This is a genomic window from Frigoribacterium sp. CF331, from assembly GCF_057787905.1.
Window position 1 is genome coordinate 1,476,203 of sequence record NZ_CM173545.1, and the last position, 20,253, is coordinate 1,496,455.

Below are 20,253 nucleotides of genomic sequence, written 5' to 3' on the forward strand. Positions count from 1 at the left end.
ACATGATGAAGTTCGCCATGGGGAGCGAGACCCTCACGCAGTTGAGCCAGAAGACGAGCGGGGCCGGCGACGACCTCGGTGCGCTCGTCCGCCAGCTCGCCGACGCGGCCGAGCCGCTCGAAGGCCGCTTCAACGGTGCGGGCCGCGCCGCCTTCGACCGCTTCAAGGGCGAGGTCGACGGCATCTCGGTCGAGCTGAACGCGGCCCTGTCGTCGGTGCTGACCGGCATCACCGGCCAGAACCGTGCCTTCGTCGAGGGCGAGCAGCAGATCGCCGACGAGACCACCGCGGCCCAGTCCGGTGCCGGATTCGAGAGCGCCCGCTTCGGCGGCTCGCGCGCATAAGAGGGGAACGACCATGGCCAACGCAACCGACCGCCGCGACTTCGACCTCGGAGCCTCGGGCAACGCCCAGGACAACTTCAACGCCGTCGCCAGCCGCCTCGAGGCACTCATCACCCAACGCGACGCCGACGTGAAGACCGCCATGGCGGACTACCAGGCCGACGGCTCCAGCGAGGAGTACGCGGGCAAGGAGCAGCGCTGGAACCGCGTCGCCACCGAGGTGCGCACCATCATCAACACCCTGCGCCAGTCGCTCGCGTCGAACGACGAGTCGGCCCAGACCGCCATGCAGCGGGCCAAGGCCGCCGTCGACGGCATCTAGGCCGTGCCCGTGAGCGACTCACGGGCGACGACCCTGCCGCACCCGCTCGCCGACGCGAGCGGGCCGGGCTGGATCGCGACGATCAGCACGGCCCCCGTCGTCGGGCTGACCTCGGGGCGACAGGCGCTGCTCGCCGACGCCACGCGGGCCGGCGTGCGGGTGGTCGTGGTGACCCACGACGACGCCCGCCTCAGCTGGGCCCTGTACCAGGCACTGCGCCTGCTGGCCGGTGCCTGGCTGGTGAGGGACGCCGAGGGCGGGCTCCGTCACGCCGTCGGTGGCGCCCGTGTCGCCTCGTACGACGAGGCGCTGCTCGACCCGCTGTCCGACCCCGTCGGGCGCGCCGCCGTGGTCACGGCCCCCGAGGCCGAGCTCGCGACGCTGCCACAGCCGTCGGACGAGGCGATGCGCCCGTGGCTGCAGTTCTCGGTGGCGGTGCACCACGCCGCGCGAGCCGAAGCCCTGACCGGCTCGACGACGGAGGCGCTGGTCACCGCGGTCGCGGGCGTCGCGCCCACCGTGTGGGGCACCTCCGAACCCCCCGCCACCGTCTGGGACCGCGGTCGCCTCACGGCCCTGGCCCGGGCCCGCATGCCGCGGGACTCCCGGGTGCACGTCGCGGGCTCCGCACCCGACGGCACGGTCTGGACCGGCACGATCCGCATCGCGCGCAGCGAGACCGGCCTGACCGAGGAGACGCGGCTGCTGTTCGCGCTGCCCGAGGCGACCGGCGTCGACGACGCGACCCGCGCCTCCTCGGCCCTGCGCAGCCTGTCCGAGAGGCAGCAGGTGCTGCTGGCGACGGCGTGGAGCCTGCGCGGCGCGGCCGACGCGACCATCACGCCCTACCGGCCGACGACGCCGCAGCCCCTCGCCGCGGTGGTCGGCGCCCGGGCCGTGCGGAGCCTGGGCCTCGACGCGGAGTCGTTCGCCGCCGAGCACGGCGGGACCACGACGGGCAACGCCCGCACCCCCTCGCTCGTGGTGCCGTTCGGCGCCGACGCGACCCGGTGGCAGCGCTTCGCGGCGGCCCTCGACGCGATCGGCCCGGGCGTCGTCGCCGACGCGCTCGTCCCTCCGGGGGTGCGCCGTGCCCCGTGAGTTCGTGATCCTGTCGCCCGAGCCCGTGACGGCCGTCGAGGTCGTGACCGCGGCCGCGGCGGTCGACGGCGGCCTCGGTGCCGGGCGCCTCTGGCAGGGCGGCGGCATCCAGATCGCGTCGACCGAGGGGCTGGTGCTCGCCGTGCTGCGCAGCACGCAGCTCGAGGACCCCTGGGAGGCGCGGCGCGGCCTCGGCCTGCCGGTCGCCGACCCGGCGTCCTCCGACGGCCCCGCCACCGACCGGTGGTGGACCGAGGCCTACGGCCCCTTCGGCGGGCCGCTCACCCAGGCGCTGGCCCGACGCCTGGCCGACGACGTGCAGGGCACCCTCGTGACGACAGGAGACGACCGATGAGCTCGTGGAGCATCCAGACCGACGGCGTGGTGAGCGTCCTGACGAAGGTGCAGGCCTCGGCCGAGACGTTCGCGGCGACCTTCACGGGCGTCGACACCGCCCAGGGCGAGCTGAACGCCGGGGTCGGCAGCGACATCCTCGTGTCGTCGGCCGTGGCCGTCGTCGACCTGATCTCGTCCGAGGCGTCTCGCGTGCAGGGCATCAACGCGCGCATCCTCGCCTGCGCGACCGGGGCCGGCGACGCGACCCTGGCCTACGTGAACGGCGACGAGGAGATGGCGGCGCAGACGCAGTCCGCCGCGATCCAGGCCGCCGGGTCGGGCGACCTGAGCTTCTTCGAGGGGGGCCGCTGATGGCGACGAAGGGGTCGCTGATCGACCCGTCCGAGTTCTACGGGCTCGACATCGTGCCCGAGTCGATCGCGTCGTCGGCGGCGAGCTACAAGTCGACGTCGACCGCGGTCACGACGAACGCCGAGGCGGTGGTGACGGACTGGTCGGGACTGTCCGCGTCGTACACCGCGCCCGAGGGGCCGCAGCTGTTCGCCTCGATGGACCCGGTGCGCACCGACGCCGAGGTCGTTGCGGGCAAGCTCTCGACCGTGGCCGACCTGCTCGACACGCTGGCCGAGGCGGTCACGGCACCCGTGGCGCGCATCAAGGAGCTCGTCACCGAGGCGAACGCCTTCCGCGCCTCGGTCGCCGGCGGCGTCACGCTCGACTTCTACGACCCCGACAACCCGCTCTTCCAGGCCAGCCAGATGAACGGCGGGGTCCCGGTCGTGCTCGAGGGCCAGGGCGAGACGACCATCCCGTGGAACGAGCACACGCCGTCGGTCGAGCGCAACAACGAGCTGCAGTCGCAGTACAACGCCGAGATCGCGAAGATCGACGCCGCCCGGGTCGAGTTCGAGAACGGCGTCAACGCCCTCCGCGACGACCTCTGCGTGGCTCCCCAGACCGCCGTCACGGGTGAGCAGCTCGACGCCGCGGAGGACAATCCGTGGGGCGCCCAGGGCAAGGGCGAACGGTCCTGCCAGGAGTCGGTCGGCGACGGACTGGTCGAGTTCGGCACCAGCTTCGTCGAGGGCACGGTATCGCTCGTCGGCTTCGACGCCGCGAACGGCTGGAAGCACGACTGGTCGTTCGCCGGTGAGGCCTGGACCGGCATGCTGACCGGTCTCGGCGCCCTCGCGATCACGGTGGCCTTCCCGGCGGCGCCCGCCCTCGCGAACCTGCCCGACTCGGCCGTGCCCGAGTCGTTGCGCGGCCTCCGCGACAACTACAAGCAGACGATGGACGGCCTGGTCGGCGGCATCGTCGGCACGCCAGAGCAGTGGGAGGAGGACCCGGTCGCCGCGGGCACCTTCGCCGTGGCGAACGTCGCCTCGTTCTTCATCCCGGGCGCGGGCCAGGTCGGAGCGGGCCTCAAGGTCGGGTCGGGCGCGGCCCGGGCGGCGACGCTGACCGGCCGGCTGGCCGAGGTGGCGGAGGACGCGTCGCACCTGCCGAAGGGCCTGGCGCGGGTCGAGGACCTCGTCGCCGAGTTCGGCGAGCACGGCAGCGGCCTGTCGAAGCTCGACGACCTCGACGGCCTGACCGACACGATGGCCGCCCTCGACCGCATGACCGAGGTCGAGTTCTCCGGCCTGACCGGCGCCCTCAAGGCCGGCGAGAAGGTCGACTTCGGGTCCCTGTCGAAGCTCGAGGACTTCGCCGACCACGGCGACCTCGGTCGAGCAGCCGAGGAGGCGCGGGCCGCGTCCCCCACGCACGCCGACGCGTCCGCCCACGCGGGTGGTGGCACCGGCTCCGACCCGGCCGCCGGTGCCGCCCGCGCCGCCGACCCCGGATCGGGCGGCACGACGCTGCTCGAACGTGGCGACGGCGGAGGGGCGGCCGATGCCGGGCGAGCCGACGGTGCCGGGTCGAGCGACGCAAGTCGCGCGGACGGCCCTGTCGACGGTGGCGACGCCATCCCGGACCGGCCAGCAGACGGTGGCCGCGGTGCCGATGTCGACGACCTCGACCTGTTCGGCCCGGACGAGACGCCCGGTCCGCGAACGGACACCCCGGGAACCGGTCCGACGCCGCACCCCACGCCGACCGTCGAGCACCACGTCACGGTCTCCGGCTCCGACCTGCCGACGAAGCAGAAGCCGTTCGCCCACGGTCAGGTCCTCGCCCCGGACACGGCGTACACGGTGCCCGGCCGGGGCGTGTTCTCGACCGACGCGACAGGTCGCATCGTCCACGTCGAGACCGAGTACGGCGGCAAGGGCAACCTGAACTACGACCTCATGAAGCCCGCCGCGGACACTACTTACGTCGTCGGTGGAAAGCACGTCTACGTCACCGACCACGCCAGCCGCACGGTGCTCGCCGAGTTCGACGATCTTCAGCTCGGCGATGCCGACCGGTCCGAGTCGGTGCAGAAGCGCATCGGCAAGGAGGGCGGTGTCGGGTACGAGGGGGGCCACCTCCTGGCCAACGTGTTCAGCGGCGGCGGCGAGAAGATCAACATCGTGCCGATGCTGCAGGAGGTGAACCGCGGAGCCGGGCATTCCTTCGGTAACCTCGAGAGGGACATCCGTCAGCTCGCCGGTGCCTCCGATCGCGCGGTCATCACGCTCAGCGTCAGACCCCGGTACTCCGGGACGAATACCGTTCCCGCCAGCTTCCAAGCCGTGTTCCATGCCGAGGGATCGATTCCCAGACAGGAGTTCTACTCGAATGTCCGATGACGACAAGGCCGATGGCCTCGAGGGCGAGCGAGCGATCCTGCGGCAGATCGGAGTCCAACTCTTCGGTCTGCTTCCCCAAGGGTTCGACCGCATCGTCATGAAGACCAGCATGGCGGGCGGAGTCATGGCAGGCGAGACCGTCCTGCTTCGTCCCGACGGAAGCGAAGGCTACGCACTGCCTGACGAGACGACCTTCGAGACAGCACGGGACCTCAGGAAGATGATGCACAAGGCTGGAGCAGGAACATGGTTCACGGCTGTCTTCACCGTCACCGACACCGGCAAGTTCAGCGCGAGATACGACTATGACCACGAGCCGGAGATCGGTCACTTCGCGGCCGAGGCCTATCGTGCCGACTTCGAGCATTTTCCCCGGACGGCCGAGAACACGCCCGAGTGGCTCGCCGCGATCCTCGCGGGTGCGCCCACCCGGCACGACCTCGTCGGCCGTGACGAGGGTCCCGTCTGAGAGGCGTGACATGGACTCGAGCAACAAGGGTGGAGTCGCGTGACGCAGCCGTCGCCGTTGATGCCCGGACCTCCACTGTCCTCCGCCAGCCTCGACGCCGCTGTCGAGCGTCTGCCCGACGACGTCGTGGCCCTGTGGCGTGACCACGGGCTGGGCGCGACGGCTGACGGGTACCTGCGCATCGTCGACCCCACCGCGTGGCAGGACGTCCTCGCCGAGGTCGCACCTCGATTCGCGGCGGCCATGCCCCTGATGTCGTCCGCCCTCGGAGACCTGGTCGTCTGGCTCGACGGCCGAGCGCACCTCCTCGAATTCCGACAGGGCACGAGCCGGATCATCGCCAACAGGCTCTCGACGCTCCTCGTCATCCTCGGCTACGAGTCGTTCCTGGCCGACCCCGACTACTTCGACTGGAGCCCTTTCCCGGAGGCGCGGGAGCGTCTCGGGGTACCCCGCGCCGACGAATGCTTCGGTTTCAGCCCGCTGCTCGCCCTCGGAGGCTGACGATCTGCTGCGTCCCTCGGGGTCGTCGACATGCGCGAGCACGTCCTCCTGATCTCCTCCGTCGCGGGCCCGCTCCCGTGACTCACGCCAGCCGCACAGACGCCGCATGCTCGCATCCACGTGCACGTGAGGTGGGGCTGTCGGTCGCGACCGAGCAGTCGACGACGGGCGGGACCCTGATCCTCGTCGGAGGTGGCACATCGCCCGATGCCCACCTCGAGGCGTGCCTCACGACCTCGAGAGAATTGGCGGACTCAGGAGTGCTCGGGCCCGTGCCGTCCGCTCGCGACTCGGAGCCCCACGGCATGCCTGTCGTCGGCGGCGGTCGGGCACACGAGTCGAAGGGAGCACCCGAGTCGTGACACAGCAAGAGAACCCGCCCGGGCTCGAGCAAGAGCGCTCTGCACTGAGAGAGGTCGGGCTGGCCCTCCATGGCGAGATCGCCCCGGGTTTCGATCGCATCGAGGCCGAGATCAGCATCGCCGGTGGTGTCTCCTCCGGAAAGAAGCGCCTCTACCGCCCGGACGGGACGGACGACTCCGTCATGGGCAAGAGAGACTCCAACCTCCGTGCTCGTGAACTCAGAGAGGCCATGTACAGGCCGGGGGCAGGAACATGGTTCACCGCCTGGTTCACGGTCACGGCCGAAGGGAAACTCAGCACGCGATTCGACTACGACAACGAACCCGAACTGGGCCACTTCGCCGCCGAGGCGTACCGAGCCGACTTCGACGAGTTCCCCCGCACCCCCGAGAACACCCCCGATTGGCTGGCCGCCATCCTCGCCGGTGCACCGACCCGCCACGACCTGGTCGGCCGCGAACACGGTGACGACCGAGGACGATGAGGCCTGCGGGCCGAGACGCCTCAGAGCGGCAGCACGGCCTCGAGGGCGAGCGGGTCGCCGTCGATCGCGATGTCGTTGAGCTGCCGGCCGACGAACTCGGCGGCCTCGACCGTGTCCGACTCGATCCGGTGCCCCGTGCCCTCGACGACGAGAGCCCAGGCGACCGGCCCTCCGGAGGCGCGGGTCGGCTCGAGGCGGCAGCGCGTCAGTTCGCGGTCCTGTCCGAATCGCATGTCCGACAGGTCGGCGATGACCATGCACTCGAGGTCGTCGAGGAACCCGTGGAGCGTGGCGTCCGTCGCGATCTCGAACCGCGCCTCCTCGTCGAGGTCGTCGGCGGCCGAGGTGAACCGCGTGCCCTCGATCGTCCGGACGATCCACGAGACGTGGTCGCCGACGGTGACGAAGGACTGCATGCTGCTGACCCTCGGCCCGATGTCGGCGTGCGCGTACACCGGGGGCAGGTCGGTGACGCTGACCACGACGCCGTCGCGGCGACCCACCACGCGGCGGTCGGAGTCGACGACGATGCCCTGGTTGCGGGGCACCCACGGGTTCTTCGGCAACTCGTCGAAGAGCACCTCGTCGAACGCGAACACGACCCCGCTCTGCTGGCTCATGGCACCAGCCAAGCACCTGCGGGCCGGTGAGCAGGCCCGGAGACGGGCCCGAGAAAGAGAGAAGGCCCACCCGGAGGTGAGCCTTCACGTTCGTGCGCGAGGGGGGACTTGAACCCCCACGCCCTTTCGAGCACTGGCACCTGAAGCCAGCGCGTCTGCCAATTCCGCCACTCGCGCGAACTCGTAGACTTTAGCACGCGTCGGACGGCCGGAAGAGCACCGGTGAGTACCTTTCACTCGTTCGGGCTAAGATCGGGCGACCAGAGACCCCGAACCTGGAGACCCATGGGACTGCTCGACAACTTCGAACGCGGGCTGGAGCGCGCCGTCAACGGCGCCTTCGCCAAGACGTTCCGTTCGGGCGTGCAACCACTCGAGATCACGAACGCGCTGCGTCGCGAGCTCGACACCAAGGCGGCGGTCGTCTCGCGTGACCGCATCCTCGTGCCCAACGAGCTCCAGGTGCGCCTCGCCCCGATCGACTACGAGAAGATGTCCGGCATCGGTCCGGCCCTGATCGACGAGCTGACGCAGCTCACCCAGCGGCACGCCACGGCGCAGGGGTACCAGTTCGCCGGCCCGCTCGGCATCCGCCTCCGGGAGGACGACTCGCTCAGCGTCGGCATCATGTCGGTCGACTCGCGCAACCTGCGTGGCGAGGTGCAGTGGAAGCCGTTCGTCGAGATCGACGGCAGGCGCCGCGAGCTCAGCGGTGCCCGCACCATCATCGGCCGGGGCAGCGACGCCGACATCACCGTGCAAGACACCGGCACGTCCCGTCAGCACGTCGAGATCCTGTGGGACGGCTCGCGGGCACAGGTGCGCGACCTCGGCTCGACCAACGGGTCGAAGCTCAACGGCAACCCTCTGACGAAGGCGCCGCTGCAGCCCGATTCGGTGATCCAGATCGGCCGGACGCGTATCGTGTTCCGCGTGCTCCCCCAGTCCTCGACGCCCGACCCCTTCGACGGGCCCGACCCGACGGGTGGCCGACGATGACCTCAGCCCTCACCCTGCTGGTGCTCCACTTCGGCTTCCTGGCCGTCCTGTGGCTGTTCGTCTTCGTGATCGTGTTCGCGCTGCGAAGCGACCTCTTCGGGCAGCGGGCGCGCAAGATGCCCGCCGACGCCACACCCGGCGGGGCGAGTTCGACCGCCACCGCGCCTCCTGCTCCCTCTCCCCGCCCGGCGCCCGTCGCACCGGCGCCGACACCGCAGGGTGACGGCCGGGCGACGCGCCTCGTCATCACGAAGGGCGCCAAGGCCGGACTCGAGATGCCGCTCGGCGACGGGCCGCTCACCATCGGCCGGTCGCAAGAGAGCAACCTCGTGATCCGCGACGACTACACCTCGACCCACCACGCGCGCCTCATGCTCTGGAACGGCCGCTGGGTCGTGCAAGACCTCGACTCCACCAACGGCACGTTCCTCGCCGGTGAGCGCGTGTCGGTCCCCACCCCCGTGCCCACGGGCACGACCGTGACGATCGGGCAGACGAGCTTCGAGCTCCGACGGTAGGCACTCATGACGACTCACGCCAAGAGTGCCGCCCTGTCCAACGTGGGCAAGATCCGCTCCAACAACCAAGACAGCGGGTACGCCGGCACGCAACTGTTCGTCGTGGCCGACGGCATGGGCGGGCACGCGGGCGGCGACGTGGCGTCGGCCATCGCGATCCGGCGGATCCGCGAGACGGACCGCGTCTACACCTCACCCGGCGACGCCGAGTTCGCGCTGCAGTCGTCGCTGATCGCGGCGAACCAGCTGTTGGCCGAGACGGTGTTCGAGCACCAGGAGCTCACCGGCATGGGCACGACCGTCAGCGCGATGCTGCGCGTCGGCGACAGCATGGCGGTCGCCCACATCGGCGACTCGCGCATCTACCTGTTCCGCGAGGGCGAACTCAGCCAGATCACCGCCGACCACACGTTCGTGCAGCGTCTGGTCGACAGCGGCCGCATCACGCCCGAAGAGGCCGCGGTGCACCCGAGACGCAGCGTGCTGATGCGCGTGCTCGGCGACGTCGACGCCGCGCCCGAGATCGACACGGCGACCCTGGGCACGCAACCCGGCGACCGCTGGTTGATCTGCTCGGACGGCCTCAGCAGCTACCTCGCCGAAGAGCGCATCAAGAAGGCGCTGGCCATGGGCCTCGACGCCGAGCAGACCGCCAAGCGCCTCGTGAAAGAGACCCTCGACCACGGCGCCCCCGACAACGTCACCGTCGTCATCGTCGACGTCGACGAGTCGGGCGACTCGGCCCTCGACGAACCCGTCACGGTCGGTTCGGCCGCCGCGCCCCTCAGCTTCGACAGCGACGCGGGACGCAAGCAGCTGCGCCTGCCGACGATCCTGCTGCACCCGCTCAAGGTCGCCACGACGCCGGAGGACAGCCACTTCGAGCCCGAGAGCGACGAGTACCTCGCCGAGCTCATCGCCGAAGACAAACGACGTCGCCGGCGCCGCCGCATCACCTGGCTGACCGCCCTGGTCGTGGCGGTCGCCGCGCTCGTGGCGGGCCTGCTGCTCACCTACCAGTGGACCCAAGACCACTACTACGTGGGCGAGGAGCGCGGCACCGTCGTCATCTACAAGGGCGTGCAACAGAGCCTCGGGCCGATCAGCCTGTCGAGCGTCTACGAGACGACCGACGTCCGGGTCGACGACCTGCCGAACTACACGCAGACCACCGTCGGGGACACCATCAACGCCGGCTCCCTCGCGGACGCCCGGGCGATCGTCGAGAGGTTGGCCGATGCCAGCAACCCCTGACGCACCGGGCGGCGACGCCACCGAGGTCATCGGACGCCCCGGAGGCGCGCGCGGGTCGTCCGCGAAGGCCTCGCGTCCCACGAACATGACGCAGGCGATCTCGTTGCGCCTGCGCGAACCCGCGCGGCTCCGCAACCTCGAGCTGCTCATGCTGCTGATCGCCTGCGGCGTCGCGGCCGGGGCGATGGTGTTGGTCCAGCTCGGTGCGACCGGCGAGGTCGACCCCACCGTGCTGATCGCCGGGTCGATGGTGCTCGGGCTCGCCCTGATCTTCCACGTGGTGCTGCGGGTCGTGGCCCGAGAGGCCGACCCGTTCGTCATGCCGATCGCCGTGACCCTCAACGGCATCGGCATCTCGATGATCTACCGCCTCGACCTGGCCGAGGGACGCGAGGGCTGGGCGGCGCTCGGCATCAAGCAGATGGTCTGGACCGTCCTCGCCATGGTCATCGCCCTCGGCGTGCTGCTGGTCATCCGCAACTACCGCGTGCTCTCGCGGTACCGCTACATCGCCATGTTCGTCTCGATCGTCCTGTTGCTGCTGCCGTTGCTGCCCGGCATCGGCCGCGAGGGCCTCAACGCCCGCGTGTGGATCGACATCGGCCCGTTCTCGTTCCAGCCGGGCGAGATCGCCAAGATCACGTTGGCGATCTTCTTCGCCGGCTACCTGGTCACCGCCCGCGACAACCTGTCGCTCATGGGGCCGAAGATCCTCGGCATGCGGTTCCCCCGGCCGCGCGACCTCGGGCCGATCCTGATCGTCTGGCTCGTGGCCATGGGCGTGCTGATCTTCCAGCGCGACCTCGGCACCTCGCTGCTGTACTTCGGGCTGTTCCTCGTCATGATCTACGTCGGCACCGGGCGCGCCAGCTGGATCATCCTCGGCCTCGGCCTCTTCGTCGGTGGCGCACTCGTCGCGAGCACGTTCCTCGGCTACGTGCAGGGGCGCTTCGCGGCCTGGCTGAACCCGTTCGCCCAGTCCGAGTACGACGCCGTCGGCGGGTCGTTCCAACTCGTGCAGGGCCTCTTCGGCCTGGCCAACGGCGGCCTGATCGGCACCGGTCTCGGCCAGGGCCGGCCCGAGACGACGCCCCTCGCCGAGAGCGACTACATCTTCGCGTCGCTCGGTGAAGAACTCGGCCTCGCCGGCCTCTTCGCGATCCTCGCCCTCTACCTGCTGCTGGTCTCGCGCGGCTTCCGCATCGGCTTCGTGGGGCAGGACGACTTCGGCCGCATGCTCGGCGTCGGCGTCGCCTTCGTCGTGGCCCTCCAGGTCTTCGTGGTCATGGGCGGCGTGACGCGCGTCATCCCGCTCACCGGCCTGACGGCCCCCTTCCTCGCCGCGGGCGGCTCCTCGCTCGTGGCCAACTGGATCATCGTGGCCCTGTTGCTGCGACTGTCCGACTCCGTCCGCGACCAACCGAGGCTGGTGATCGGCTGATGAACAAAGAACTCCGACGCGTGAGCTACGTGGTGCTCGCCATGTTCGTCGCGCTCTTCCTCTCGACGACGTACATCACGGCGTTCCAGGCGGACGCCCTCAACGCCGACTCCCGCAACTCCCGCGCCCTGCTCGAGAGCTACTCGGCACAGCGCGGCCCCATCCTGGTCGGCGGGCAGGCCGTCGCGCAGTCCACCCCGGTCGACGACCAGTACGAGTTCCAGCGCACCTACTCGCAGCCCGACCTCTACGCGCCCGTCACCGGCTACTACACGCTGGGTCAGGGTTCACGCGGCATCGAGGACGCGATGAACCGTTACCTCACGGGCAACGCGAACTCGCAGTTCTTCGATCAGGTGAACTCGCTCCTGACCGGTCAGGACCCCGAGGGCGCCACGGTCAACCTGACGCTCGACCCCACGGTGCAACAGGCCGCCTACGACGCCCTCGGCTCGAACTCGGGTGCGGTCGTCGCGATGGATCCTCAGACCGGCAAGATCCTCGCGATGGTGTCGAAGCCCAGCTACGACCCGAACCCGCTCGCCAGCCACGACCGCCAGACCGTCACCGACGCCTACGACTCCCTGATCGCCGACCCCTCGGCACCGCTGCAGAACCGGGCCATCCAGGGCGACCTCTACGCACCCGGTTCGACGTTCAAGCTGATCACGACGGCCGCGGCGCTCGAGAGCGGCGACTACACGCCCGACAGCGAGTTCCCCAACCCGTCGACGCTGACGCTGCCCGGCACGACGACCGACATCAACAACGCCGAGGGCGGAAGCTGCGGTGGCGGCGAGACGGCGACCATCGCCACGGCGCTGCGACTGTCGTGCAACATCCCCATGGCACAGCTCGGTCAGGCCCTCGGGGCCGAGGCCCTGCAAGCGCAGGCCGAGAAGTTCGGCTTCGGCGACGACTCGATCGGCATCCCCCAGGCCGTCACGCCGAGCCAGTTCCCGATCGAGGACTCGAAGGGGCAGGCGATCAACGACGCCACCCTCATGCTGCAGTCGTTCGGACAGGGCTCCGACCGGGTGACCCCCCTGCAGATGGCCATGGTCTCCGCGGCCATCGCCAACGGCGGCACCGAGATGAACCCCACGTTGATCGAGAGCGTCCTCAACCCCGACCTGAGCCCGGTCGAGGACTTCTCCCCGTCCGAGTACGGCAAGCCCATCAGCTCCCAGACTGCGGCCACGATGACCGACATGATGGTGCAGGACGTCGCGAACGGTGCGGCGAGCAATGCAAGAATTGACGGCGTCGACGTCGCCGGCAAGACAGGGACGGCCGAGAACGGCCCCGGCGATCCGTACACCCTCTGGTTCACCGGGTTCGCACCCGCGGCGGACCCCGAGGTCGCGGTCGCCGTCGTCGTCGAGAACGGCGGCGGTCGAGGGCAGTCCGCATTCGGCAACAGTGTCGCGTCACCGATCGCGAAGAAAGTACTAGAGGCGGTGCTGAACAAATGAGACCATCCGGCGGAGTCACCTTCGGTGGGCGTTACCAGCTGTCGACCCGAGTCGCCATCGGCGGCATGGGCGAGGTGTGGGAAGCCACCGACCTCGTCATCGGCCGCACGGTCGCCATCAAGATCCTCAAGGACGAGTACCTCGGAGACCCCGGGTTCCTCGAGCGATTCCGTGCCGAGGCGCGCCACGCCGCGCTCGTCAACCACGAGGGCATCGCCAACGTCTTCGACTACGGCGAAGAAGAGGGCAGCGCCTACCTCGTGATGGAGCTCGTCCCCGGCGAGGCCATGTCGACCGTCCTCGAGCGCGATCGCGTCCTGCCCACCGACAAGGTGCTCGACATCGTCGCGCAGACGGCGTCCGCCCTGCAGGCCGCCCACGCCGCGGGGCTCGTCCACCGTGACATCAAGCCCGGCAACCTGCTCGTCACCCCCGACGGCCGCGTGAAGATCACCGACTTCGGCATCGCACGCATCGCCGACCAGGTGCCGTTGACGGCCACGGGCCAGGTCATGGGCACCGTCCAGTACCTGTCGCCCGAACAGGCCAGCGGCCACCCGGCGTCGCCGAGCACGGACATCTACTCGTTGGGCATCGTCGCCTACGAGGCGCTGGCCGGGCGCCGCCCCTTCACGGGCGAGTCGCAGGTCGCCATCGCCATGGCCCAGATCAACGAGCAGCCGCCGGACCTCCCCTCGACGGTGTCCGAGCCCGTGCGCCGTCTCGTCCTGTCGTGCATCGCCAAGAAGCCCGGCGAGCGTCCGGCCACCGCGTCGGCCCTCGCGCAGGCGGCTCGCGCGTTGCGTCGCGGCGACGTCGCCGCGGCGACCGTCGCCGTGCCGGCGATCGGTGCCGCGGCGAACACGCCCGTCGACGCCCCCACCCAGGCCTTCAACGCCCAGGACGCCACGACGCAGCTCTTCGACCCCCTCGCGACGAGGGCACAGAGCGCCGCGGGCGGGGCGGCCGCGGGCTACGTCGCGGGCTCGGCCGACCCCGACGCCCTGCGCGACGACGACGACCTCGACGAGAAGAAGAAGCGCAGCCCCTGGTTCTGGCCGCTCATCGTCCTCGCCGTGCTGGCGGTCGTCGCCCTCGTGGTCGGCATCGTGTTCGCCCAGGGCGACACCGACGACCCGGCTCCGGTGCCGACGACGTCCAGCGCGGCGCCGTCACCCAGCCGCACCTCGACGACGCCGACGCCCACGCCCTCGACGGTCACCGTCTCGTCGGGCGACTACGTGGGCCTGACCGAGGCCGCCGCCCGGGCGGCCCTCGAGGAGCTCGACCTGCAGGTCGACTCGGCGGACGCCGGGTCGAGCGCGCCGAGCCCCGACCAGGTCGGCACCGTCGCGAGCATCGACCCCACGGGAGTCCTCGAGAAGGGCTCTTCGGTCACGATCTACATCTACCGGGCCGCCCCGACGCCGGCCCAGCCGTCGACGCCGACGGCGAGCCCGGGCGAGATCGAGGCCGGCGACAGCGCGGTGATCAGCTGGCCCGCCTACACGGGGTGCCCCACCGGCTACTCGCTGACGGGTTACTCGTACACGATCACCGGCGGTTCCGACACCTCGGGCCAGGCGGCCGGCGGTCTCGGTGCCAACGCGACGTCGCTGACGGTCACGGCCTCGACGGCCGGCAACCTCACGGTCAGCTACGTGGCGAACTGCGGCCAGATCGCCTCCGAGCCCTCGCCCGGCGTGACCGTCACGGTCACCGCCCCGCCGGCGACCGAGACCCCGGCTCCCGACCCCACCGACGACCCGCAGCAGTGAACCAGATCGTGACCCCGGACGCTCGTCCGGCCGGGGTCACGATGCACTGACAATCATCCCCGCGACCGAGGCCCGTACCCAGTCCGGGGGAGTCCGCCCCGGTACACTTGCTCCGACCGTGTCGCCAGACAGGGGTGGGTCGTTGGGAGAACAGGCGTGGCTGAAGGTGTGAGAGAGAGCATCCATCTCCTCGCCAACCGGTACCAGATCGGTGACCTGATCGGCCGCGGTGGCATGGCCGACGTCCACGTCGGCACCGACGCCCGACTCGGTCGCAAGATCGCCGTCAAGCTGATGAAGCCCAGCCTCGCGACCGATCCGGCCTTCCGGTCGCGCTTCCGGCAAGAGGCCCAGGCCGCGGCCCGCATGGCGCACCCGACCATCGTCCGCGTCTTCGACGCCGGCGAAGAGGTCGTCCGCGACAGCCGGGGCCTCGACGTGGTCGTGCCCTTCATCGTCATGGAGTACGTCGAGGGCCGCCTCCTCAAGGACATCGTCGCCGAGGGCCCGCTCGAGCCCGACGAGGCCGTCCGCATCACCGCGGGCGTGCTCACCGCGCTCGAGTACTCGCACCGGGCCGGCGTGGTCCACCGCGACATCAAGCCCGGCAACGTCATGCTGACCAACTCCGGCCAGGTCAAGGTCATGGACTTCGGCATCGCCCGAGCCATCAGCGACTCGGCCGCCACGGTCGCACAGACCACGGCGATCCTCGGCACCGCGCAGTACTTCAGCCCCGAGCAGGCCCGGGGCGAGACGGTCGACGCCCGCACCGACCTCTACTCGACCGGCGTCATGCTGTTCGAGTTGCTGACGGGCGAGCCGCCCTTCACGGGCGATTCCGCCGTCGCGGTCGCCTACCGTCACGTCAGCGAGCCCCCGGTCCCGCCGAGCACCGTCCGACGTGCCGTCAGCCCGGCACTCGACGCCGTCGTGCTGCACGCCCTCACCAAAGACCGCTTCGACCGCTTCCAGACGGCGGCCGAGTTCCGTGACGACCTCGAGGCCGCGGCCGCAGGGCGCGCGCCGGCACGGCGACCGCACGCCGTCGACGCCGGCTCCACGCTCTTCGGGGTCAACCCGCACGCCAGCGCCGGCAGTGAGGCCGCGCTGAAAGAGCTCCAGTCCGACGACACCGGGCGACCGCAGCGCACCCAGACGCGACCCCCGGTGGCGTGGATCTGGGCGGGCATCGTCCTCGTCACCTTCGTCATCGTGGCCGTCGTGTTCTGGGTCGTCAACCTCACCCCGCCGACGGTCGACAACGCGCAGTCGTCCCGCATCCCCGACCTCGTCGGGGTCAGCTTCGAGACGGGGTCGGCCCGTCTCGACGATCTCGGCCTGACGGCCGTCCGGGCCGAGGCCACCAGTCAGACCGTCGACGCGGGCGACATCATCTCGACCGACCCGCAGCCCGGCACGTCGGTGCCCAAGCAGTTCGCCGTCACGGTGACGGTGTCGTCGGGGCCCGAGCTCACCTCGATGCCCGACGTCACCGACCAGACGGTCGACGCCGCATGGCAGGCGATCACCGACGCCGGTCTCGAGCGCGGCCGTCAGCAGACCGACTACTCGCCCACGGTGCCCGAGGGGTCCGTCCTGTCGAGCGACCCCGCGGCGGCCGCCCAGGTGGCCCTCGGCTCGAGCGTCGACCTCGTCGTCTCGAACGGCCTCGTGCAACTGCCCGACGTCACGCGCCAGCCGTCCCAAGAGGCGATCACGACCCTCCAGGACGAGCTGGGCCTGGTGGTCACCCCTCAGTCCGACCCCGGGTGCACGGGCGAGACCGTGTCGGGCATGAGCGTCCCGCCCGGCGACGTCGCGCAGGGTTCCGCGATCACCCTCCGCATCTGCACCGGCTGAGCCGGCCGGCCTCCGAGATCAGCCGAGGTCGACCAGCGGGTCGAGCCCCGTGGCCGTCTCGGCGGCGTCCGGCAGTCCGGCCACCGTCAGCCAGTTGCCGATCATCTGGTAGCCGCCCTGGGTGAGCACGGACTCGGGGTGGAACTGCACGCCGTAGAGCGGCGAGGACCGGTGTCGCAGGCCCATGATGACCCCGCCCACGGTCCGTGAGGTGACCTCGAGCGTCTCGGGGACGGTCTCGTCCACGACGGCCAGCGAGTGGTAGCGCGTGGCGGTGAAGGGCTTCGGCACGCGGTCGTAGAACGCGCTGTCGTCGTGCTCGACCTTCGACGTCTTGCCGTGCATCAGCTCGTCGGCGTGCGTGACCGTGGCCCCCAGGGCCTCGGCGATGGCCTGGTGGCCGAGGCAGACGCCCAACAGCGGCTTGTCCGCCGCCACTGCCGCGTGCACGACGTCGATCGAGACGCCGGCCGCCGCGGGCGTGCCCGGCCCGGGTGACAACAGCACGCCGTCGTACTCGGCGATGCGGTCGGCGGTCTCGGCCGCGTCGAACGCGTCGTTGCGGACGACGTCGGTCTCGGCCCCCAGCTGCTGGAGGTAGCCGTTCAGGGTGTAGACGAAGCTGTCGTAGTTGTCGAGGACGAGGATGCGCGTCATGGTTGCTCCACGGTGACGTCGGGTGCGGGCAGGAGTTCGTTCACGTACGGGAAGACCCACTCGACGAGGGCGAACAGCGCCGCCGCCACGAGGACGATCACGAGCAGCAGCCGCACCCACCAGGGGCCGGGCAGCAGACGCCACAGGGCGGAGTACATCGTCAGCCTCCGATCCCGGCGGCCGCGAGCTCGGCGGGGGCGCCGGCCGTCAGCGGTTGCCACGAGTCGAACACGCCGTACGCGACGATGCGTTCTTGAGCGGTGAACATGGGGTTGCAGCTCGTCAGGGTGATGAGTCGGTCACCGGAGGCCGCCGAGACGTCAGGGGCGTCGGGCACGGGCTGGAGCACCGAGACCTGGGTCGCCGGCACGTACTGCAGGTTGCGGAACGAGTAGGTGAACCACCCGTCCTGCGTCTGGACGTACATCTTGTCGCCCTCTCGGAGGTCGGCGATCTTGTTGAAGGGTGCGCCGTAGGTCGTGCGGTGCGCGGCGATGCCGAAGTTGCCGACCTGCCCGGGCATCTGGGTCTCGTCGTAGTGGCCGATGCCGATCTTGTTCAGGGTGCGCACGGTGCTCGTGCCCCCCGCGATCGGCACGGCGTAGTCGGCGCCGAACCGCGGCACGTAGAAGTTCGCGAACTTCTCGGCCTCGGCCGGAGGCGTCCCCGCGGGCGGTTCGCCGTACGACCCCTCGGCGTCCGGGGCCGGTGCCTCGGTCGCGGACTGCGCGAACTGCTGGCTGAGCTGGGCCGCGTCTCCCTTGTACTCGTCGGCCACGACGAGGTCGTTGAACCACTGCTGCCACCCGATGAAGAGCAGCACGAGCACGCCGGCCGTGATCAAGAGCTCGCCGAGGACGCTGACGAAGGAGGCGCGGGGTCGTGGCCGCCGACTCGTGCGTCGTGCGCGCGGGGCGTCGCCCCCGTGGTCGGTCATGACTCGATCCTAGATGGGCTCCCGTCCCCCCGAGACGGTGCCCGCCTCTGTGGAGGACATGTGGAGAGGATGTGGAGAACTCCGCCGGGTGGTGACTCGACGCCACGGGCCTCCCAGGCCCGAAAAGCGGCCCACGGTACACTGTGCGCCATGGCCAAAGACACGAACTCCAGCACGAAGCCCGCCCGCACCGCAGAGGACGCGCCGAACCCCGTGTGGTTCAAGCCTGTCATGTTCGGCTTCATGCTGGTCGGGCTCGCCTGGATCGTGGTCTTCTACGTCAGCCAGAGCACGTTGCCCGTGGCGTCGCTCGGTTCGTGGAACATCGCGGTCGGCTTCGGCATCATGTTCATCGGCTTCCTGATGACCACGCGCTGGCGCTAGAACGCACCTTCGAACTTACACGCCTGTAACTATCCCCATTGTGGGAAACCCTGTGGATAACTTGTCTGTGGATAAGTCAGGCGCCCAGAGATGTCGTCGGCCGACGAGAAGAGGCGGCTCCCCGATGGGGAGCCGCCTCTCGTCGTCCTCGGAACGGACGGCGTCAGAGCAGTCCGACCAGTTGAGCTGATCTGGCCAGCAGCGCCGCGACCACGACGACCCCGATGGCGACGAGCACCGCGATCTGGACGGCGTGCTTGGACCGGTGACGCGTCTTCGAGAACAAGAACGCGATGGCCCCGCCGACGACGATGCCGCCGAGGTGCGCCTGCCACGCGATGCCCGGGATGATGAAGCCGATCGCCAGGTTGATGCCCACGAGCACCAGCAACTGGATGCTGCGGCCGCCGAGGCTGCGGGCGATGACGAAGAACGCGGCCATGAGGCCGAAGATGGCGCCCGACGCGCCCACGACGAGGCTGCCCGGTGCCAGCAGGGCCACGGCGGCCGAACCGCCGATGCCCGAGACGAAGTAGAGAGCCGCGAAGCGTCCACGTCCGAGCTGCCGTTCGAGCTCGGCCCCGAAGATGTACAGCGAGTACATGTTGAACAGGATGTGGAAAAAGCTGCCGTGGACGAACATCGTCGTGACGGCCCGCCACGGCTGGCTGATCTCGAGCGGGGCGTAGAACGCCAGGCTCTGCGTCACGAGCCCGTTGCCTGCTCCGCCCGTCACCAGTTGCAACAGGAAGACCGCGACCGTCACGCCGATGATGCCGTACGTGACGACCGGCGAACCACGTCGGGAGGCGCTGCGGACGCGGGTGACCACCTGCGGTCGGAGGCGCGGTGCGTTGCCCCGCGCCTCCTTCACGCACTCCGGGCAGTGGACGCCCACGGCGGCGGGCGTCTGGCACTCACCGCAGATGGTGCGACCGCACCGCTGGCAGAGCACGAAGCTCTGCCGGTCGGGGTGCCGGTAGCAGTAGTTCGCCCGATCGTGCGGATCGGTCACCTAGACCTCGTCGATGGTGACGCTCTCGAGCACCACGTCGTCGATCGGCTTGTCGCGTGCGTCGGTCTTGACGGCCTCGATCGCGTCGACGACCTTCTTCGACTCGTCGTCGGCGACCTCGCCGAAGATGGTGTGCTTGCCCTGCAGCCACGGGGTGGGGACCGTCGTGATGAAGAACTGCGAACCGTTGGTGCCCTTGCCGCCACGCGTGCCGGCGTTGGCCATGGCGAAGATGTAGGGGGCGTTGAAGTTCAACTCGGGGTGGATCTCGTCGTCGAACTGGTAACCGGGGCCGCCGACGCCCTGGCCGAGCGGGTCGCCGCCCTGCAGCATGAAGTCCTTGATGATGCGGTGGAAGACGACACCGTCGTACAGCTTGTCGGTGCTGACCTTGCCCGTGGCGGGGTGGGTCCACTCTTTGGTGCCGGTGGCGAGGCCGACGAAGTTGGCGACGGTCTTCGGGGCGTGGTCGCCGAAGAGGTTCACCTTGATGGTGCCGTGGTTGGTCGTGAGGGTGGCGACAGCGGTGTGCGATGACATGTCGTCATTCTTCCACAGCGACCTCGACGCGCCAGCGACTCCCCAGGTACCGTGCCGTGACCTGTCAGGAAGCTCCGTGCCACACTG

The 20,253-nt window shown here is 70.1% G+C and carries 23 protein-coding genes and 1 tRNA gene; 17 read left to right on the forward strand and 7 right to left on the reverse strand.

The window, feature by feature from the left end; translation table 11 throughout:
* The first annotated feature begins 2 nt into the window (after positions 1 to 2).
* The 9 genes from AC3CCI_RS06890 (at position 3) to AC3CCI_RS06930 (ending at position 6,685) form a co-directional block, all read left to right on the forward strand.
* Positions 3 to 344, forward strand: coding sequence for a WXG100 family type VII secretion target (locus AC3CCI_RS06890; protein WP_354594006.1), 342 nt, complete (start codon positions 3 to 5; stop codon positions 342 to 344).
* A gap of 13 nt (positions 345 to 357) precedes the next feature.
* On the forward strand, positions 358 to 666 hold the full coding sequence (locus AC3CCI_RS06895; protein WP_123519868.1) for a pore-forming ESAT-6 family protein: 309 nt from the start codon (positions 358 to 360) through the stop codon (positions 664 to 666).
* 9 nt (positions 667 to 675) lie between these two features.
* Positions 676 to 1,767 carry a DUF6177 family protein gene (locus AC3CCI_RS06900; protein WP_488628517.1) on the forward strand — a complete coding sequence of 364 codons (1,092 nt, stop codon included), beginning with the start codon at positions 676 to 678 and terminating at the stop codon, positions 1,765 to 1,767.
* Positions 1,757 to 2,122: a hypothetical protein gene (locus AC3CCI_RS06905; protein WP_488628518.1), complete on the forward strand. Its 366-nt coding sequence runs from the start codon at positions 1,757 to 1,759 to the stop codon at positions 2,120 to 2,122. Before AC3CCI_RS06900 ends, AC3CCI_RS06905 begins: the two co-directional genes overlap by 11 nt.
* Positions 2,119 to 2,475, forward strand: a complete 357-nt coding sequence (locus tag AC3CCI_RS06910; protein ID WP_194595972.1) for a DUF6507 family protein — start codon at positions 2,119 to 2,121, stop codon at positions 2,473 to 2,475. The genes AC3CCI_RS06905 and AC3CCI_RS06910 overlap by 4 nt, the downstream gene beginning before the upstream one ends.
* A complete protein-coding gene (locus tag AC3CCI_RS06915; protein ID WP_488628519.1) occupies positions 2,475 to 4,865 on the forward strand; it encodes a DNA/RNA non-specific endonuclease in 2,391 nt (796 codons plus the stop codon). The genes AC3CCI_RS06910 and AC3CCI_RS06915 overlap by 1 nt, the downstream gene beginning before the upstream one ends.
* Complete coding sequence (locus tag AC3CCI_RS06920; RefSeq protein WP_488628520.1) at positions 4,855 to 5,334, forward strand: hypothetical protein; 480 nt, start codon at positions 4,855 to 4,857, stop codon at positions 5,332 to 5,334. Before AC3CCI_RS06915 ends, AC3CCI_RS06920 begins: the two co-directional genes overlap by 11 nt.
* A 39-nt stretch (positions 5,335 to 5,373) precedes the next feature.
* Positions 5,374 to 5,838, forward strand: a complete 465-nt coding sequence (locus AC3CCI_RS06925; protein ID WP_488628521.1) for a GAD-like domain-containing protein — start codon at positions 5,374 to 5,376, stop codon at positions 5,836 to 5,838.
* Between the two features lie 358 nt (positions 5,839 to 6,196).
* The gene (locus AC3CCI_RS06930; protein WP_488628522.1) at positions 6,197 to 6,685 is read left to right on the forward strand and encodes a hypothetical protein; all 489 of its coding nucleotides are present in this window, start codon (positions 6,197 to 6,199) and stop codon (positions 6,683 to 6,685) included.
* A gap of 20 nt (positions 6,686 to 6,705) precedes the next feature.
* Here AC3CCI_RS06930 and AC3CCI_RS06935 read toward each other — a convergent pair whose 3' ends face one another.
* The gene (locus AC3CCI_RS06935) at positions 6,706 to 7,305 is read right to left on the reverse strand and encodes a hypothetical protein (protein ID WP_488628523.1); all 600 of its coding nucleotides are present in this window, start codon (positions 7,303 to 7,305) and stop codon (positions 6,706 to 6,708) included.
* Positions 7,306 to 7,398: 93 nt separating this feature from the next.
* Positions 7,399 to 7,482 (reverse strand) — tRNA-Leu (locus tag AC3CCI_RS06940).
* 108 nt (positions 7,483 to 7,590) lie between these two features.
* Here AC3CCI_RS06940 and AC3CCI_RS06945 point away from each other — a divergent pair.
* From AC3CCI_RS06945 to pknB, 7 genes are all read left to right on the forward strand, one after another.
* Entirely contained in the window at positions 7,591 to 8,304 is a 714-nt protein-coding gene (locus AC3CCI_RS06945) for an FHA domain-containing protein (protein WP_354593998.1), read from the forward strand.
* On the forward strand, positions 8,301 to 8,822 hold the full coding sequence (locus AC3CCI_RS06950) for an FHA domain-containing protein FhaB/FipA (protein ID WP_488628524.1): 522 nt from the start codon (positions 8,301 to 8,303) through the stop codon (positions 8,820 to 8,822). The genes AC3CCI_RS06945 and AC3CCI_RS06950 overlap by 4 nt, the downstream gene beginning before the upstream one ends.
* A gap of 6 nt (positions 8,823 to 8,828) precedes the next feature.
* Positions 8,829 to 10,076, forward strand: a complete 1,248-nt coding sequence (locus tag AC3CCI_RS06955) for a PP2C family protein-serine/threonine phosphatase (RefSeq protein WP_354593996.1) — start codon at positions 8,829 to 8,831, stop codon at positions 10,074 to 10,076.
* 85 nt (positions 10,077 to 10,161) lie between these two features.
* On the forward strand, positions 10,162 to 11,517 hold the full coding sequence (locus AC3CCI_RS06960) for an FtsW/RodA/SpoVE family cell cycle protein (protein ID WP_354594097.1): 1,356 nt from the start codon (positions 10,162 to 10,164) through the stop codon (positions 11,515 to 11,517).
* A complete protein-coding gene (locus tag AC3CCI_RS06965) occupies positions 11,517 to 12,992 on the forward strand; it encodes a peptidoglycan D,D-transpeptidase FtsI family protein (protein WP_488628525.1) in 1,476 nt (491 codons plus the stop codon). Before AC3CCI_RS06960 ends, AC3CCI_RS06965 begins: the two co-directional genes overlap by 1 nt.
* Positions 12,989 to 14,770, forward strand: a complete 1,782-nt coding sequence (locus AC3CCI_RS06970) for a serine/threonine-protein kinase (RefSeq protein ID WP_354593994.1) — start codon at positions 12,989 to 12,991, stop codon at positions 14,768 to 14,770. Before AC3CCI_RS06965 ends, AC3CCI_RS06970 begins: the two co-directional genes overlap by 4 nt.
* A gap of 156 nt (positions 14,771 to 14,926) precedes the next feature.
* Positions 14,927 to 16,633 (forward strand): Stk1 family PASTA domain-containing Ser/Thr kinase, encoded by a 1,707-nt coding sequence (gene pknB / locus AC3CCI_RS06975; protein WP_488628526.1) that lies wholly within the window; start codon positions 14,927 to 14,929, stop codon positions 16,631 to 16,633.
* 18 nt (positions 16,634 to 16,651) lie between these two features.
* On the opposite strand, the gene AC3CCI_RS06980 is transcribed toward pknB, so the two are convergent.
* From AC3CCI_RS06980 to AC3CCI_RS06990, 3 genes are read right to left on the reverse strand one after another with little or no spacing between them, the layout of a single operon-like run.
* Entirely contained in the window at positions 16,652 to 17,290 is a 639-nt protein-coding gene (locus AC3CCI_RS06980) for an anthranilate synthase component II (RefSeq protein WP_488628527.1), read from the reverse strand.
* Positions 17,287 to 17,448, reverse strand: a complete 162-nt coding sequence (locus AC3CCI_RS06985; RefSeq protein ID WP_488628528.1) for a hypothetical protein — start codon at positions 17,446 to 17,448, stop codon at positions 17,287 to 17,289. The genes AC3CCI_RS06980 and AC3CCI_RS06985 overlap by 4 nt, the downstream gene beginning before the upstream one ends.
* Before the next feature lie 2 nt (positions 17,449 to 17,450).
* Positions 17,451 to 18,227 (reverse strand): class E sortase, encoded by a 777-nt coding sequence (locus AC3CCI_RS06990; RefSeq protein ID WP_354593990.1) that lies wholly within the window; start codon positions 18,225 to 18,227, stop codon positions 17,451 to 17,453.
* 69 nt (positions 18,228 to 18,296) lie between these two features.
* On the opposite strand from AC3CCI_RS06990, the gene AC3CCI_RS06995 reads away from it, so the two are divergent.
* Complete coding sequence (locus tag AC3CCI_RS06995; RefSeq protein WP_354593989.1) at positions 18,297 to 18,611, forward strand: cell division protein CrgA; 315 nt, start codon at positions 18,297 to 18,299, stop codon at positions 18,609 to 18,611.
* A 163-nt stretch (positions 18,612 to 18,774) separates the two neighbouring features.
* Here the strand turns inward: AC3CCI_RS06995 and AC3CCI_RS07000 are convergent, their stop codons facing one another.
* Positions 18,775 to 19,626: a rhomboid family intramembrane serine protease gene (locus tag AC3CCI_RS07000; protein WP_354593988.1), complete on the reverse strand. Its 852-nt coding sequence runs from the start codon at positions 19,624 to 19,626 to the stop codon at positions 18,775 to 18,777.
* On the reverse strand, positions 19,627 to 20,166 hold the full coding sequence (locus tag AC3CCI_RS07005) for a peptidylprolyl isomerase (RefSeq protein ID WP_354593987.1): 540 nt from the start codon (positions 20,164 to 20,166) through the stop codon (positions 19,627 to 19,629).
* Between the last annotated feature and the right edge of the window lie 87 nt (positions 20,167 to 20,253).

Coding starts and splice junctions, on each gene's coding strand:
- AC3CCI_RS06985 (WP_488628528.1), bottom strand. CDS start 17,448: ATGTACTCCGCCCTGTGGCGTCTGCTGCCCGGCCCCTGGTGGGTGCGG.
- AC3CCI_RS06990 (WP_354593990.1), bottom strand. CDS start 18,227: ATGACCGACCACGGGGGCGACGCCCCGCGCGCACGACGCACGAGTCGG.
- AC3CCI_RS06965 (WP_488628525.1), top strand. CDS start 11,517: ATGAACAAAGAACTCCGACGCGTGAGCTACGTGGTGCTCGCCATGTTC.
- AC3CCI_RS06895 (WP_123519868.1), top strand. CDS start 358: ATGGCCAACGCAACCGACCGCCGCGACTTCGACCTCGGAGCCTCGGGC.
- AC3CCI_RS06960 (WP_354594097.1), top strand. CDS start 10,162: ATGACGCAGGCGATCTCGTTGCGCCTGCGCGAACCCGCGCGGCTCCGC.
- AC3CCI_RS06910 (WP_194595972.1), top strand. CDS start 2,119: ATGAGCTCGTGGAGCATCCAGACCGACGGCGTGGTGAGCGTCCTGACG.
- AC3CCI_RS07005 (WP_354593987.1), bottom strand. CDS start 20,166: ATGTCATCGCACACCGCTGTCGCCACCCTCACGACCAACCACGGCACC.
- AC3CCI_RS06980 (WP_488628527.1), bottom strand. CDS start 17,290: ATGACGCGCATCCTCGTCCTCGACAACTACGACAGCTTCGTCTACACC.
- AC3CCI_RS06950 (WP_488628524.1), top strand. CDS start 8,301: ATGACCTCAGCCCTCACCCTGCTGGTGCTCCACTTCGGCTTCCTGGCC.
- AC3CCI_RS06915 (WP_488628519.1), top strand. CDS start 2,475: ATGGCGACGAAGGGGTCGCTGATCGACCCGTCCGAGTTCTACGGGCTC.
- AC3CCI_RS06920 (WP_488628520.1), top strand. CDS start 4,855: ATGTCCGATGACGACAAGGCCGATGGCCTCGAGGGCGAGCGAGCGATC.
- AC3CCI_RS06970 (WP_354593994.1), top strand. CDS start 12,989: ATGAGACCATCCGGCGGAGTCACCTTCGGTGGGCGTTACCAGCTGTCG.
- AC3CCI_RS06955 (WP_354593996.1), top strand. CDS start 8,829: ATGACGACTCACGCCAAGAGTGCCGCCCTGTCCAACGTGGGCAAGATC.
- AC3CCI_RS06890 (WP_354594006.1), top strand. CDS start 3: ATGATGAAGTTCGCCATGGGGAGCGAGACCCTCACGCAGTTGAGCCAG.
- AC3CCI_RS06935 (WP_488628523.1), bottom strand. CDS start 7,305: ATGAGCCAGCAGAGCGGGGTCGTGTTCGCGTTCGACGAGGTGCTCTTC.
- AC3CCI_RS06945 (WP_354593998.1), top strand. CDS start 7,591: ATGGGACTGCTCGACAACTTCGAACGCGGGCTGGAGCGCGCCGTCAAC.
- AC3CCI_RS06995 (WP_354593989.1), top strand. CDS start 18,297: ATGTGGAGAACTCCGCCGGGTGGTGACTCGACGCCACGGGCCTCCCAG.